Origin of the sequence: Streptomyces sp. NPDC058145, from assembly GCF_042884245.1 — a bacterium.
Taxonomy (GTDB): domain Bacteria; phylum Actinomycetota; class Actinomycetes; order Streptomycetales; family Streptomycetaceae; genus Streptomyces.
Window position 1 is genome coordinate 104,798 of sequence record NZ_JBHVUH010000006.1, and the last position, 13,181, is coordinate 117,978.

Here is a 13,181-nt window from a genome sequence, read left to right on the forward strand (position 1 = left end):
GTAGATTGATGGCGTGCTCTCACGTCTCACGCGCTCCCAGGCCGTCGCCGTCTGCGCCCTGCCCGTCGTGGCCCTGCTCGCCACGGCGGTGTTCGCGCCGCTGCCGTTCTCGGTGGCGCAGCCCGGGATGACGGCGGACGTGCTCGGCAAGAACCGGAGCACCCAGGTGATCACCGTCTCGGGCGCGCCGGCCCGGGAGACCAGCGGGCAGTTGCGGATGACGACCATCGAGGCGACCGGCCCGGACACCCGGGTGTCGCTCGCGGAGGTGCTCGGCAACTGGTTCCGCACCGACCGGGCCGTGATGCCCCGGGACGCGGTCTACCCGAGCGGGAACAGCGTCAAGGAGATCGAGAAGTACAACGCCAAGCAGATGCGCCAGTCCCAGGACGCGGCGACCCAGGCGGCGCTGAAGTACCTGGACCTGAGTCCCGGCAAGGTCAAGGTCCGGCTGAAGCTCGCCGACGTGGGCGGCCCCAGCGCGGGGCTGCTGTTCACCCTGGGGATCATCGACACGCTGGACGGCGACGGCCGCGGCGGTGACCTCACGGGCGGCCGCACCATCGCCGGTACGGGCACGATCGACGCCGCCGGCAAGGTCGGCGCGGTGGGCGGGGTGGCCCTGAAGACCCAGGCCGCCCGGCGGGACGGGGCCACCGTCTTCCTGGTGCCGAAGGCCGAGTGCGCCGACGCCAGGTCGGAGCTGCCGAAGGGCCTGCGGCTGATCCCGGTCACCACGCTCAAGGGCGCGGTGAACTCCCTGGTGGCCCTGGAGAAGGGCAAGGGCAAGGTCCCGAGCTGCTAGTGCTGCGACCGGAAGGGTTCACCGGCTCGCGAGGCCCGGCACGGCACCTCGCCGCGTTGTCGCATCACCCGAGTACATCCAGTACGCGGGTGACGCTCCGCCTTGCGAGGCACCGCACCGGACGCCGCGAGCTTCCCGGCAATCTTTCCGGCCACAGCACGAGGGCCTTTCCGGTCCGGCAGGCGGCCGGGACCGGTCCGGGGGCGGCGGCGAGCCGGACGGTGAGCCGCGTGGCGGGGCCACTCGGTTCGTCCCGGTCCTCGCGGGCGCCCGGGCCGGCGAGTCCGGCCGGGTGACCGGCTGCCACCTGCTCCGAGGCGACCGGGCGGGGAGAACCCCTACTTCACGAACCCCTCCGCCTTCATCCAGTCCAGCGCCACCTGGTGCGGGTCCTCCCCGTTGACGTCGACCCGGGCGTTCAGCGTCTGCGCCACCGAGTTGTCCAGCTTGGCGCTGACCGGTTCGATGACCTTCGCGATGGCCGGCCACTTCTTCAGCACCCCGCTGTTGATTACCGGCGTCGCGTTGTAGTTGGGGAAGAACTTCTTGTCGTCCGCCATCACCACCAGGTTCATCGACTTGATGCGCCCGTCGGTGGTGAACACCTCCCCGTAGGTGCACGCCCCCTTCGCCACCTGGGTGTAGATGATCCCGGTGTCCATCTGCGTGACGTTCTTCGTCGGCACGCTCATCCCGTACGCCTTCTCCATGCCGGGCAGCCCGTCCGCCCGGTTGGCGAACTCGCTCTCCACGCACAGGGTGACGGCTCCCGGGTCCCGCTTGGACAGGGCGGCCACCTCGGACAGCGTTCTCGTGCCGTACTTCTTGAAGTTGGCCTGGTTCATGGCGAGCGCGTAGGTGTTGTCGAGCTTCGACGGCTCCAGCCAGGTCAGCCCGTTCTTCAGGTCCGCCGCCCGTACCGCCTCCCACTGCTTGCGCGGGTCGGGGATCGGCCGGCTGTTGCCCAGGTAGGTGATCCAGCCCGTGCCCGTGTACTCGTACTGCGCGTCCGCGTCCCCGTTCTTGACCGCCTCCCGCGATCCGATGGAGCCCTGGATGCCGGTCCGGTCCAGGACGTCCGCGCCGGCGGCCTGGAAGGCGATCCCCATGATCGCGCCGAGGATCAGCTGCTCGGTGAACTCCTTGGAGGTGACGGTGAGATGGGCGCCCTTCAGGGGCTCGCCCGCCCCGATGGAACCCGGCCGGACATCGTCGACCATCGGGGAGCCGCTGGTCAGACCGCAGCCGGACGGTACGACGAGCAGCGCGGCCAGCAGCAGCGACACCCGGCGCCTCATGCTCCCGCCTCGAGACCGCGCGGCCGGAGCATGACCTCCGCCAGCGACGCCAGCCAGTCGACCAGCAGGGCGAGGGCGATGGTGAGGAGGGCGCCGAGCACCAGCACCGGCATGCGCTGGGTGGTGATGCCGGTGGTGATCAGCACACCCAGGCCGCCGCCCCCGCCGAAGGTCGCCAGGGTCGCCGTACCGACGTTGAGGACCAGCGCCGTACGGACGCCGGCGAGGATGAGCGGGACGGCGAGGGGCAGTTCGACACGGGTGAGGACGCCGAGCGGGGACATGCCGATGCCGCGGGCCGCCTCCAGCAGGGTCGGGTCGTTGGCCTTCAGACCGGCGATGGTGTTGGCCAGCACGGGCAGCACGGCGTAGACGATGATGCCGATCAGGGCCGCCTTCGTGCCCGTCCCCAGCCAGATCACCAGCAGCGCCAGCAGGCCGATCGCCGGGGTCGCCTGGCCCATGTTGGCGATCGTCATCGCCAGCGGGGTCGCCTTCTTCATGGCCCCGCGGGTGAGCAGGATGCCCAGTGGGATCGCGATGATCAGCACGAAGAACGTCGAGATCACCGTCAACTGCACGTGCTGCCACAGCGCCTTGGAGACCTGCCCGCCCGAGAGCGCGTTCCGCGAGATCGTGTCCAGGTCCGCCTGGCGGAACCACAGCCAGGTCACCAGCAGCAGCAGGACCAGGAACGAGGGCAGGACGGTCAGCCGCTGCCAGGTCAGCCGGCGCGCGGGCGGGCGCTGCCGGGGCGGCGGGGCCTCCTGTTCCGCCTCGCCCTCGTCACGCAGGGGCAGCCCCTCGACCTCGTGCTCGCCCCCGGGCGGCTGCTCGGTGCTCACGCCTTCGTCTCCCCTCCGTGCCCCTCCTGCTCGGAATGGGTCTGCTGGCTGCGGGCCTCCTCCAGCCCGGCCTGTGCCTCCATGGCCTCCAGCCGGTCGGCCTCCAGCAGTTCGTGCACGGAGTTCATCAGCGTCTCCATGTCCACGACGCCGATGTACGCCCCGCGCCGTCCGGTCACGGCCACCCGTCCGGCGTTGTCCGTGAGCACCGCCTCCAGCGCGTCCCGCAGGGTCGCGTCCCGGGTCACCGTGTCGTGCACCAGCGTGCCCGCGCGGGCCAGCGAGCCGCGGGCCCGCATCAGGTCGCCGCGCCGCAGCCACTTGTAGGGGCGGCGCCGCTTGTCGAGCAGCAGGATCTCGTTGGTGCCGCCGCCGCGCAGCAACCCGAAGATCTGCTGCAGCGGGGTGTCCACGGTCACCGTCGGGTAGTCCCGCATCTCCACGTCCCGGACCCGGGTCAGGTTGAGCCGCTTCAGGGCCGCGCCCGCACCGACGAAACCGGAGACGAAGTCGTCGGCCGGGTTGGTCAGGATGGCCTCCGGGGTGTCGAACTGGGCGATGTGCGAGTGCTCGCGCAGGACGGCGATCCGGTCGCCCAGCTTGATCGCCTCGTCGAAGTCGTGGGTGACGAAGACGATCGTCTTGTGCAGCTCGCGCTGGAGCCGGATCAGCTCGTCCTGGAGGTGGTCGCGGGTGATCGGGTCGACCGCGCCGAACGGCTCGTCCATCAGCAGCACCGGGGGATCGGCGGCCAGGGCCCGGGCCACGCCGACGCGCTGCTGCTGGCCGCCGGAGAGCTGGCGCGGATAGCGGTCGCGGAACTCGCCCGGGTCGAGCCCGACGAGGTCCAGCATCTCCTCGACCCGCTCGCGCACGCGCCCCTTCGACCAGCCGACCATCTTCGGCACCAGGGCGATGTTCTGCGCGACCGTCATGTGCGGGAACAGGCCCGAGGACTGGATGGCGTACCCGACCTTGCGGCGCAGCCGCACCGGGTCGATGCGGGTGACGTCCTCGCCCTCGATGCGGATGCGCCCGCCGGTCGGCTCGATCAGCCGGTTGATCATCTTCAGTGTCGTGGACTTGCCGCAGCCCGACGGCCCGACGAAGATCACCGTCTCGCCGGCCCTGATCTCCATGCTGACGTTGTCCACGGCCGGCTGCGGATTGCCCGGGTAGAGCTTGGTCAGGTTCTCCAGCTCGATCGTGGCGCCGTGCGAGGGGGTCGTCTCAGCCACGGATCCCCCTGGGAATGGTCAGCCGGCCGAGCAGCACGTACGCGGCGTCGAACAGCAGGGCGAGGATGACGATGCCGATCGTGCCGGCGAGCACCTGGTTCAGGGCGTTCTTGCTGCCCAGCGAGGCCAGCCCGCGGAAGATCTCGTTGCCCAGGCCGGGGCCGGAGGCGTAGGCGGCGATGGCCGCGATGCCCATCAGCATCTGCGTGGCGACCCGGATGCCGGTGAGGATGGGCGGCCAGGCCAGTGGCAGCTCGACACGCAGCAGCCGCGCCGGCCGGGACATGCCGATGCCGCGGGCCGCGTCCACCAGCGCCGGATCGACCCCGCGCAGGCCCACGATGCAGTTCCGCACGATCGGCAGCAGCCCGTACAGGGTCAGCGCGATCACGGTGGGCGCCACTCCGAGGCCCACGATCGGGATGAGCAGGCCGATCATCGCGAGCGAGGGGATGGTCAGGAAGGTCGCCGTGGTCGTGGTGGCCAGGTTGCCCGCCCACTCGGTGTGGTAGGTGGCGACCCCGAGCAGCACACCCAGGACGGTCGCCACGACCATGCACTGGAAGACCGCGCTGGCGTGTTGGTAGCCGTCCGCGAGCAACTGCTGGTGCCGGCTGCCCAGGTACTCCCAGAAGCTCACGCGCCCTCACCCCAGCTCGTCGGACCCTTCCCGGCCGTCCGAGCCGCACGCGCTCGCCCGCCCCCGGCTCACTCGCCGACGGCGGCCTGCTCCACCAGCGGGATGATCCGCAGCGGAACGGGGTTCTCCATGACGATCGCCGTGGAGGCCCGGACGATGCCATCAAAACCGACGACCCGGTCGATCACCCGCTGGAGATCGGCGTTGGACCGGGCCACGAGCCGGCACAGCATGTCCCCGCTGCCGGTGGTGGTCAGCAGCTCCAGCACCTCCGGCACGGTCGCCAAGTGCGCCCGTACGTCAGCCCCTTGACCCTGCCGGATCTGCAGCGTGGCGAACGCGGTGACCGGGTAGCCGAGGGCCGCCGGATCCACCTGGGGCCCAAAGCCGCGGATGACTCCATTCGACTGAAGCCGGTCCAGACGCGCCTGCACCGTCCCCCGGGCGACCCCGAGCCGCCGGGACATCTCCAGCACCCCGATCCGCGGCTCCCGCGCCAGCAGCACGATGATCCGGCCGTCCAGACGATCGATCGCCACAGCACCTCCCGGGGGATGGTCATCCTGTACAGAAAGCCCGTCGTCACTGCGATCGTGCTGAACACATTGCGCAGTGATTACGCGAACTATTGCGCACCTTGCAGGCCCGGTCCACCCTTCCGCTATGACGCAGACCACAGACCACACTCCCGACACCGCACGGCAGGCCGACCCCTTCCCGGTCAAGGGAATGGACGCGGTCGTCTTCGCCGTGGGCAACGCCAAGCAGGCCGCGCACTACTACTCCAGCGCCTTCGGCATGAAGCTGGTCGCCTACTCCGGACCGGAGAACGGCAGCCGGGAGACCGCCAGTTACGTGCTGGAGAACGGCTCGGCACGGTTCGTCCTCACCTCGGTGATCAAGCCGAGCAGCCCCTGGGGCCACTTCATCGCCCAGCACGTGGCCGAGCACGGCGACGGCGTCGTCGACCTGGCCATCGAGGTCCCCGACGCGCGCGCCGCCCACGCCTACGCCGTCGAGCACGGCGCCCGCTCGGTCACCGAGCCGTACGAGGTGAAGGACGAGCACGGCACCGTCGTCCTCGCCGCCATCGCCACCTACGGCGAGACCCGCCACACCCTGGTCGAGCGCACCGGCTACGACGGCCCGTACCTGCCCGGCTACGTGGCGGCCGCGCCGATCGTCGAGCAGCCCGCCCAGCGCACCTTCCAGGCCGTCGACCACTGCGTAGGCAACGTCGAACTCGGCCGGATGAACGAGTGGGTCGGGTTCTACAACAAGGTCATGGGCTTCACGAACATGAAGGAGTTCGTGGGCGACGACATCGCCACCGAGTACAGCGCGCTGATGTCGAAGGTCGTCGCGGACGGCACCCTCAAGGTGAAGTTCCCGATCAACGAGCCCGCGGTCGCCAAGAAGAAGTCCCAGATCGACGAGTACCTGGAGTTCTACGGCGGCGCCGGTGTCCAGCACATCGCGCTGAACACCAACGACATCGTGCAGACGGTACGGACGATGCGCGCGGCCGGCGTCCAGTTCCTCGACACCCCGGACTCCTACTACGAGACCCTCGGCGAGTGGGTCGGCGACACCCGCGTCCCGGTCGACACCCTGCGCGAGCTGAAGATCCTCGCCGACCGCGACGAGGACGGCTACCTGCTGCAGATCTTCACCAAGCCGGTCCAGGACAAGCCGACCGTGTTCTTCGAACTGATCGAGCGGCACGGCTCGATGGGCTTCGGCAAGGGCAACTTCAAGGCCCTGTTCGAGGCGATCGAGCGAGAGCAGGAGAAGCGGGGCAACCTGTAGCCGCGGCCTGGTCCGGACAAGGGGTCTAGGACATGTCGTCCGGCGGGGGCTCGTCGGGAACCTCCCCGAGCCCCCGCAGGGCCTCTCTCGCCGCCGCGGCCCCGAGCGGCGAGAAGTACGGGTTGATCCGCAGCGCCTCCTCGAGGTGCCGCCGGGCCGGCCCGTCCAGCTCCAGCTCGCGTTCGATCATGCCCCGGTGGAACGCGTACAGGGCACTGATCACGCCGCCGCCCTTCGCCTTGTCCGTCGCGACCGAGGCGTAGGTCAGCGCCTCCGTGTCCTCGCCGGCCCGGTGCAGCGCCCAGCCGAGGGCGTCGGCCACCTCGATCCCGGGCTGGCGCCGCCACTCCTCCCGCAACCGCTCCACCGCGTCCTCGGCGTCGGCGTGGTCCGCCTCGAACTGCCCGATCAGCAGCTCCTCGTCGACCCCGCCCGCCACCGACCGCCGGACCCGCTCGCGCAGCAGGCCGTAACTCTGCCCGGCGTCCTCGTACCGGCCCAGCGACTCGTACAGCTCGCCCAGCTCCAGCGCGTCCCGCGCGTCCGGCTGCCGGGCCAGGGCCGCTCGGTACGCGGCCACCGCCTCGTCGGTGCGGCCCAGCGCGGCCAGCGTCCGCCCCTTACCGGACAGCGCCGCCCGCCGGCCGGGGTCCAGCCGTACGGCCGCCTCGAAGTGCCGCAGCGCCTCCTCCCGGTCGCCCCGCTCCCAGGCCAGCTGCCCCACCCCGGTCAGATACGCGGCCTGCTCGGCCGGGGTGCGCGCGGCCGCCGCCGCGTCCGTCAGCTGGGCCACGGAGTCCTCGCGCCAGCCCCGGTCCCGGTAGACGGCCGAGGCGCCCGCCATCACCGCCGGCCGGTCGGCCCCCCTGGTGCGCAGCGCCAGCAGCTTGTCCAGGGCGCCCCGGGCCGCCTTGTAGTCGCCGAGCCCGGTGTAGGCGTCGATCAGCGGCGGATACGCCGACCAGCGCTTCGGGGTCAGCTTCAGCGCCTGCTCGCCGTACCGTTTCGCCGCCGGGAAGTCCCGCCGCGCGTTCGCCAACGCGGCCAGCCCGCCCAGCGCCGCCGCGCGCTCCGCCGGCCCGGTGCCGGCCACCGCCAGTGAGGTCCGCAGCGCCCGCTCCGCCTTCGGGAAGTCCGCCGCGTCGGCGGCGCTCCGCCCCTGCTGCACATACGCGGCCCCCAGCACCGCCCAGGCCCGCGCGTCCCGGGGCCGGGCCCGCACCGCGCTCTCCTGCCGCCCGATGAGCGCCGCCAGGTCCGGCAGCGCGGCCGGGACCCCGGAGGTGACCGCGGAGGTGACCGCGGCCGCCGTCAGCGCCGGCGACTGCGCCCGCGGGCCCGCGGCGGGCGGTGCCGCCCGGCGGTGCGCCGGCTCCGGCGGCAGCAGCATCAGCACCCCGCCCGCCGCGGCCGATCCCGCCAGCACGGTGACCAGCAGGCGCCGCAGCAGACGCCGGGAGCGGCGCGGCGGGGGCGGCTCGGCCACCAGGGACGTAGCGGGGGCGGAGCTGCCGTACGGTCGGATCTCCATACCGCTCACTGTGCGCCAGTACGCCGGGCACATCCGGGTGGCCCAAGGACGGCACGGACGGGGTTCACACCGATGGCCCCCGAGTGTCACGCTGTGATCGTGAGCCGTATCGAAGCGCCCCGCGACGAAGTGACGAGCAACCTCACCGACCGGCTCCTGGCCGGCCTGCCGCCCGAGGCCGTCCTCACCGATCCCGACGTCACGGCCTCCTACGCCAACGACATGGCGAGCTTCTGCCCGTCCGGTGCCCCGGCCGTGGTCGTGCTGCCGCGCACCGTCGAACAGGTGCAGCACGTCATGCGGACCGCGACCGAGCTACGCGTACCCGTGGTCCCGCAGGGCGCCCGCACGGGCCTGTCCGGCGGCGCCAACGCCACCGACGGCTCCATCGTGCTGTCCCTGACCCGGATGGACCGCATCCTGGAGGTCAGCCCGGTCGACCGGATCGCCGTCGTCGAACCGGGCGTCGTCAACGCGGCGTTCTCCCGCGAGGTGGAGAAGTACGGCCTGTACTACCCGCCGGACCCCTCGAGCTGGGAGACGTGCACCATCGGGGGCAACATCGGCACGGCGTCCGGCGGCCTGTGCTGCGTGAAGTACGGGGTGACGGCCGAGTACGTGCTCGGCCTGGACGTCGTCCTCGCCGACGGCCGTCTGATGTCCACCGGCCGGCGCACCGCCAAGGGCGTGGCGGGCTACGACCTGACCCGCCTCTTCGTCGGCTCCGAGGGTTCCCTCGGCATCGTCGTACGGGCCGTGCTGGCGCTGAGGCCGAAGCCGCCCCAGCAGCTCGTGCTGGCCGCCGAGTTCGCCTCGTCGGCCGCCGCCTGCGACGCCGTCTGCCGGATCATGGAGGGCGGGCATGTGCCGTCCCTCCTCGAACTGATGGACCGTACGACCGTCAAGGCGGTCAACGACCTCGCCCACATGGGTCTTCCGGAGGCCACCGAGGCGCTGCTGCTGGCCGCCTTCGACACCCCGGACCCCGCCGCCGACCTCGCCGCCCTCGGCGCGCTGTGCGAGGCCGCCGGCGCCACCCAGGTGGTGCCCGCCGACGACGCCGCCGAGTCCGAACTCCTGCTGCAGGCACGGCGGCTCTCGCTGACCGCGCTGGAGGCGGTCAAGGGCACGACGATGATCGACGACGTGTGCGTGCCCCGCTCGAAGCTCGGCGCGATGCTCGAGGGCGTCGAGCGGATCGCCGCTAAGTACGGCCTCACCATCGGCGTCTGCGCCCACGCCGGCGACGGCAACACCCACCCCACCGTCTGCTTCGACGCCCAGGACGTCGACGAGTCCCGGCGGGCCCGCGAGTCCTTCGACGAGATCATGGCGCTCGGCCTGGAGCTCGGCGGCACCATCACCGGCGAGCACGGTGTGGGCGTGCTCAAGAAGGAGTGGCTGGCGCGGGAGATCGGGCCGGTCGGCGTGGAGATGCAGCGCGCGGTGAAGGGGGTCTTCGACCCGCTCGGCATCCTCAACCCGGGCAAGCTCTTCTGAGCCGCCGGGCCTCACCGGGCGAGCAACTCGTCGAGCGCGTCGTCGATGCCGAGCCGCCCGTCCTCGGTACCCGGCGGCACCGCCCGCAGCGTCCGCTCCAGCCAGGCGGACACCGGCGTGGCCGGCAGCTCCAGCAGGGCGTCGCCGTCCGGCGAGCTCAGCGCGATCAGGACGATGCCGCGGCCCTCGGCCTTCGTCGGCCACACCCGCACGTCCCCGTGCCCGCACGGCCGGAACACCCCCTCCACCAGAAGCTCCCGGGCGAACGTCCACTCGACGGGTTGCTCGGAGTGGGTGTGGAAGGTGAGGTGCACGGCGTAGGGGTCGCCGGACCGGTAACCCAGCCGGGCCGGTACCGGGACGCTCCGCTCGGGCGACAGGACGAGCTGGATCTCCAGCTCCCGTTCCACCACGGTCTGCTGCATGACCTGCGTTTCCTCTCATCCGGGGCCGCCCTGAGCGGGCCCGCACCGGGGGAGAGGGGACAGGGGCGGGACCATTACGCGGGTTCGGGGAAGTTTCTCCGTCGGGGTGCGGGATCCGTGGACGGCGTTGCCCGGAAAGGGGTGGGTACGGCGGGACTGGAGGTACGGCATGCCCCGGTCTGATAGATGTGGAGCCCCTTACCACCCCCGAGCAGATACGGGACGACGGACATGAGCGCCCCAACCCCGGCCCCCGGTGACGACAGGCCCCGCGAGGGCTACTACCCGGACCCGTCCATCCCCGGCTACGTCCGGTACTGGAACGGCGCCTCCTGGGTGCCGGGCACCAGCCGGCCGGCGCCGCGGGACGGCGAACCGCTCAACCCGCCGCCCGGGTTCCACCCGGCGGTCCCGGCCGTGGAGGAGACGGGCCCGCACTTCTTCGACGAGGACCCGCAGCCGGGGCCCGCCGGAGAGCGGCCCGACCAGCGGCAGGCGTCCGCCTGGGGCGCCGATCCGAGGGTCCCCGCGGACACCCCGTCCCAGCCGGCCGGGCACGCCGCCCGTACCGACGGCACGGCGTCGATCCCGCCGGCCGAGGACGAGCCCGACCCCAGCGGGACCTTCATCTTCCGCCGTCCGGTCCCGGGTCCCGCGGCCGTCCGGGACTCCGGCACCATGACGTTCCGCCAGGTTCCGGGACAGGGGCAGAACCCGGCCCAGGAGCGGAACCCGGGCCAGGGCCGGCAGCCCGGCGGGCCGGCGGCCTCCGGCCCGGACGCGGGCGGTGTCACCGGCACCTCCGGCACGCCTGGTTTCGGCCCGGCTGTCATGGGCCCCGGTGGCCACGCCTCCGGTGCTGCCTCCGGGAGCTTCGGTATCCAGGGGCCGGCCGTGGCGCCGCAGGCGGGGCCGGGAGGTGCCGGTGGGTCCGGTGGCGCGGATGCGCAGGGCCCGGCCTCGGGCCCCGGCTTCGGTGCCGGGAAGGCCGCCGCCGCGCGTGCGGCGGGCGCACAGACCCCGCAGGCGCCCCAGGCCCCGGCAGCCGCGGCCTCTGCCGTACCCCAGCAGTCCGTACCCCAGCAGGCCGCACCCCAGCAGGCCGTACCCCAGCAGGCCGTACCCCAGCAGGCCGTACCCCAGCAGGCCGTACCCCAGCAGGCCGTGCCGCAGCAGTCGGCAGCCCGGCAGCCCGGCGGCTCCGGCACCCCGCTGACCGCCGGGCCCGGTGGCGGCCAGGCCTCCTGGGCGCAGCAGGTGCACCGGCTGGCCGGGGGAGCGGACGAGCAGCCCGTGGCACCGTGGAAGCCGCCGGTCGAGGACCCGTTCCAGGCGGTGGCCCGCCGGCAGTCCGAGGCCCGCCCGGCCGGCCTCGGCAAGCGGTTCGCCGCCCGTCTGATCGACAACCTGGTCCTCGGCGCCGTCACCGCGGCCGCCGCCGTCCCGCTCGGCACCCAGGCGGTCGAGCACATCCAGGACAAGATCGACGAGGCCAAGCTGTCCGGCCGCACCGTCACCGTCTGGCTGATCGACGGCACGACCGGCACCGCGCTCGGCATCGTCCTGGGCGTCCTGCTGGTCTTCGGCGTGCTCTACGAGGTGCTGCCCACCGCCAAGTGGGGCCGCACGCTCGGCAAGAAGCTGTGCGGGATCGAGGTCCGGGACATCGAGGGGCACGAGCCGCCGGGGTTCGGCGCGGCCCTGCGCCGCTGGCTGGTCTACAGCGTTCCCGGTCTGCTCGGTATCGGCCTGCTCGGTGTGCTGTGGTGTCTGTTCGACCGGCCCTGGCGCCAGTGCTGGCACGACAAGGCGGCCCACACCTTCGTCGCGGACTGACGCGGACCGGCGAGGCCCCCGTAACCCGTACGGCCGCCCGCCGGATGCGGAGCCGGTGCGTTCGCGGTCCACTCGGGCACATGAGCAGTGAACCGCCCCCCGGCTCCGGCGCGGAGCCCCCCGAGGACGACCCGTTCAGGAAGCGGCCCCCGTCGGACCAGGGGGCGGGCTCGCCGTACGACAGTCCGTACGGCGACCGCCAGCCCCCACCGCCCGGCGGCGGACAGCCGCCCCCCGGCGAGGGCGGGCAGCCCCCGCCACCCTGGGGAGGACAGCAGCCGCCCCCCTACGGCGGCGGTGAACCCCCCGGTGGCGGCGGCCCCTACGGGGGCGGGCCCTACGGCGCCGGCGGCCCCTACGGCGGCGGCCCGTACGGCGGCCCCGCAGACCCCCTCGCCGGCATGCCCCCGCTCGCGGACAGCGGCAGGCGCACCCTCGCCCGCATCATCGACATGATCCTCGTGGGCATCGTCGTCTGGCTGGTCACCTGGCCCCTGGGGGTGCACCAGTACGACGTGAACGGGAACCGGATGGAGGTCGGCCGGTCCCTCTGGCAGTCCTTCGTCGCCGCCGTCCTCTACGTCGCCTACGACACGATCATGATCGCCAAGTCGGGGCAGACCCTCGGCAAGAAGTGGCTCAAGATGCGGGTGGCCAACCTGAACGACGGTGCCACCCCCTCGACGCAGACCTCGCTGATCCGCGCCCTGGTGCTGTGGCTGCCGTTCGCCTTCTGCTGCGCCTGCGTCTGGACGGTGATCTGCGGCGGCTGGAGCTACTTCGACAAGCCGTACAAGCAGGGCCTGCACGACAAGGCCGCCAAGACGGTGGAGGTCGACACCCGCTGAGGCGCGCGGGGTGCTCGTACGCCGGCGGCGGGTCCGTGGATGCCACGGGCCCGCCGCTCACGTGTGCGCCGTTCAGAGCGTGGTCGGGACCCGCTCGCTCTCCCGCGCGGGCTCGGCGGACCTCACGACGGTGCGCGCCCTGGGCAGGGGCACCGTCATCGCGACGAGCAGCCCGAGGGCGAGCGCGGCCAGGGCGATGAAGGCGATCGCGAGGCCCGAACTCGCCTGCGACAGCAACAGCATGGCGAGTGTCGACAGGATCACGGTGCACGAACCGTAGGCGAGCTGTGCGGCGGTCGGACGAGGCATGGCAATCGTGTCCTCGGAACATCTCGGGGGATTCGGGGTGCCGTTCGACTCTCTTCGCGGTGCATGCCCGAGCAGCGCGCCCGGTAAGCATGACCTA

General features: G+C 72.4%; 13 protein-coding genes. 5 read left to right on the forward strand and 8 right to left on the reverse strand.

Translation table 11 applies throughout. The annotated features are described in order from the left end of the window. Positions 1-13 precede the first annotated feature (13 nt). A complete protein-coding gene (locus tag ACFVVO_RS15180) occupies positions 14-805 on the forward strand; it encodes a S16 family serine protease (protein ID WP_390055046.1) in 792 nt (263 codons plus the stop codon). Between the two features lie 338 nt (positions 806-1,143). Here ACFVVO_RS15180 and ACFVVO_RS15185 read toward each other — a convergent pair whose 3' ends face one another. The 5 genes from ACFVVO_RS15185 to ACFVVO_RS15205 all read right to left on the reverse strand — a co-directional run bounded on the left by ACFVVO_RS15185 (position 1,144) and on the right by ACFVVO_RS15205 (position 5,365). Then, on the reverse strand, positions 1,144-2,103 hold the full coding sequence (locus ACFVVO_RS15185) for a glycine betaine ABC transporter substrate-binding protein (protein ID WP_390055047.1): 960 nt from the start codon (positions 2,101-2,103) through the stop codon (positions 1,144-1,146). Then, a complete protein-coding gene (locus tag ACFVVO_RS15190; RefSeq protein WP_390055049.1) occupies positions 2,100-2,948 on the reverse strand; it encodes an ABC transporter permease in 849 nt (282 codons plus the stop codon). The genes ACFVVO_RS15185 and ACFVVO_RS15190 overlap by 4 nt, the downstream gene beginning before the upstream one ends. Next, positions 2,945-4,186: a betaine/proline/choline family ABC transporter ATP-binding protein gene (locus tag ACFVVO_RS15195; RefSeq protein ID WP_390055051.1), complete on the reverse strand. Its 1,242-nt coding sequence runs from the start codon at positions 4,184-4,186 to the stop codon at positions 2,945-2,947. Before ACFVVO_RS15195 ends, ACFVVO_RS15190 begins: the two co-directional genes overlap by 4 nt. Next, complete coding sequence (locus ACFVVO_RS15200) at positions 4,179-4,826, reverse strand: ABC transporter permease (RefSeq protein ID WP_390055053.1); 648 nt, start codon at positions 4,824-4,826, stop codon at positions 4,179-4,181. Before ACFVVO_RS15200 ends, ACFVVO_RS15195 begins: the two co-directional genes overlap by 8 nt. 68 nt (positions 4,827-4,894) lie before the next feature. Further along, on the reverse strand, positions 4,895-5,365 hold the full coding sequence (locus ACFVVO_RS15205) for an Lrp/AsnC family transcriptional regulator (protein WP_250400689.1): 471 nt from the start codon (positions 5,363-5,365) through the stop codon (positions 4,895-4,897). Positions 5,366-5,489: 124 nt separating this feature from the next. Here ACFVVO_RS15205 and hppD point away from each other — a divergent pair, with 124 nt between their 5' ends. Beyond that, complete coding sequence (gene hppD / locus ACFVVO_RS15210) at positions 5,490-6,635, forward strand: 4-hydroxyphenylpyruvate dioxygenase (RefSeq protein ID WP_390055055.1); 1,146 nt, start codon at positions 5,490-5,492, stop codon at positions 6,633-6,635. Positions 6,636-6,660: 25 nt separating this feature from the next. Here the strand turns inward: hppD and ACFVVO_RS15215 are convergent, their stop codons facing one another. Beyond that, complete coding sequence (locus tag ACFVVO_RS15215) at positions 6,661-8,166, reverse strand: tetratricopeptide repeat protein (RefSeq protein WP_390055057.1); 1,506 nt, start codon at positions 8,164-8,166, stop codon at positions 6,661-6,663. A 93-nt stretch (positions 8,167-8,259) separates the two neighbouring features. Here ACFVVO_RS15215 and ACFVVO_RS15220 point away from each other — a divergent pair, with 93 nt between their 5' ends. Further along, a complete protein-coding gene (locus ACFVVO_RS15220) occupies positions 8,260-9,666 on the forward strand; it encodes an FAD-binding oxidoreductase (RefSeq protein ID WP_390055058.1) in 1,407 nt (468 codons plus the stop codon). A gap of 11 nt (positions 9,667-9,677) precedes the next feature. Here the strand turns inward: ACFVVO_RS15220 and ACFVVO_RS15225 are convergent, their stop codons facing one another. Next, on the reverse strand, positions 9,678-10,091 hold the full coding sequence (locus tag ACFVVO_RS15225) for an SsgA family sporulation/cell division regulator (protein WP_390055060.1): 414 nt from the start codon (positions 10,089-10,091) through the stop codon (positions 9,678-9,680). A gap of 231 nt (positions 10,092-10,322) precedes the next feature. Here ACFVVO_RS15225 and ACFVVO_RS15230 point away from each other — a divergent pair, with 231 nt between their 5' ends. Next, a complete protein-coding gene (locus tag ACFVVO_RS15230) occupies positions 10,323-11,927 on the forward strand; it encodes an RDD family protein (RefSeq protein ID WP_390055061.1) in 1,605 nt (534 codons plus the stop codon). A gap of 80 nt (positions 11,928-12,007) precedes the next feature. Then, positions 12,008-12,775 carry an RDD family protein gene (locus ACFVVO_RS15235; RefSeq protein ID WP_390055063.1) on the forward strand — a complete coding sequence of 256 codons (768 nt, stop codon included), beginning with the start codon at positions 12,008-12,010 and terminating at the stop codon, positions 12,773-12,775. A gap of 72 nt (positions 12,776-12,847) precedes the next feature. Here the strand turns inward: ACFVVO_RS15235 and ACFVVO_RS15240 are convergent, their stop codons facing one another. Next, a complete protein-coding gene (locus ACFVVO_RS15240) occupies positions 12,848-13,084 on the reverse strand; it encodes a hypothetical protein (RefSeq protein ID WP_390055064.1) in 237 nt (78 codons plus the stop codon). Positions 13,085-13,181: the final 97 nt, after the last annotated feature.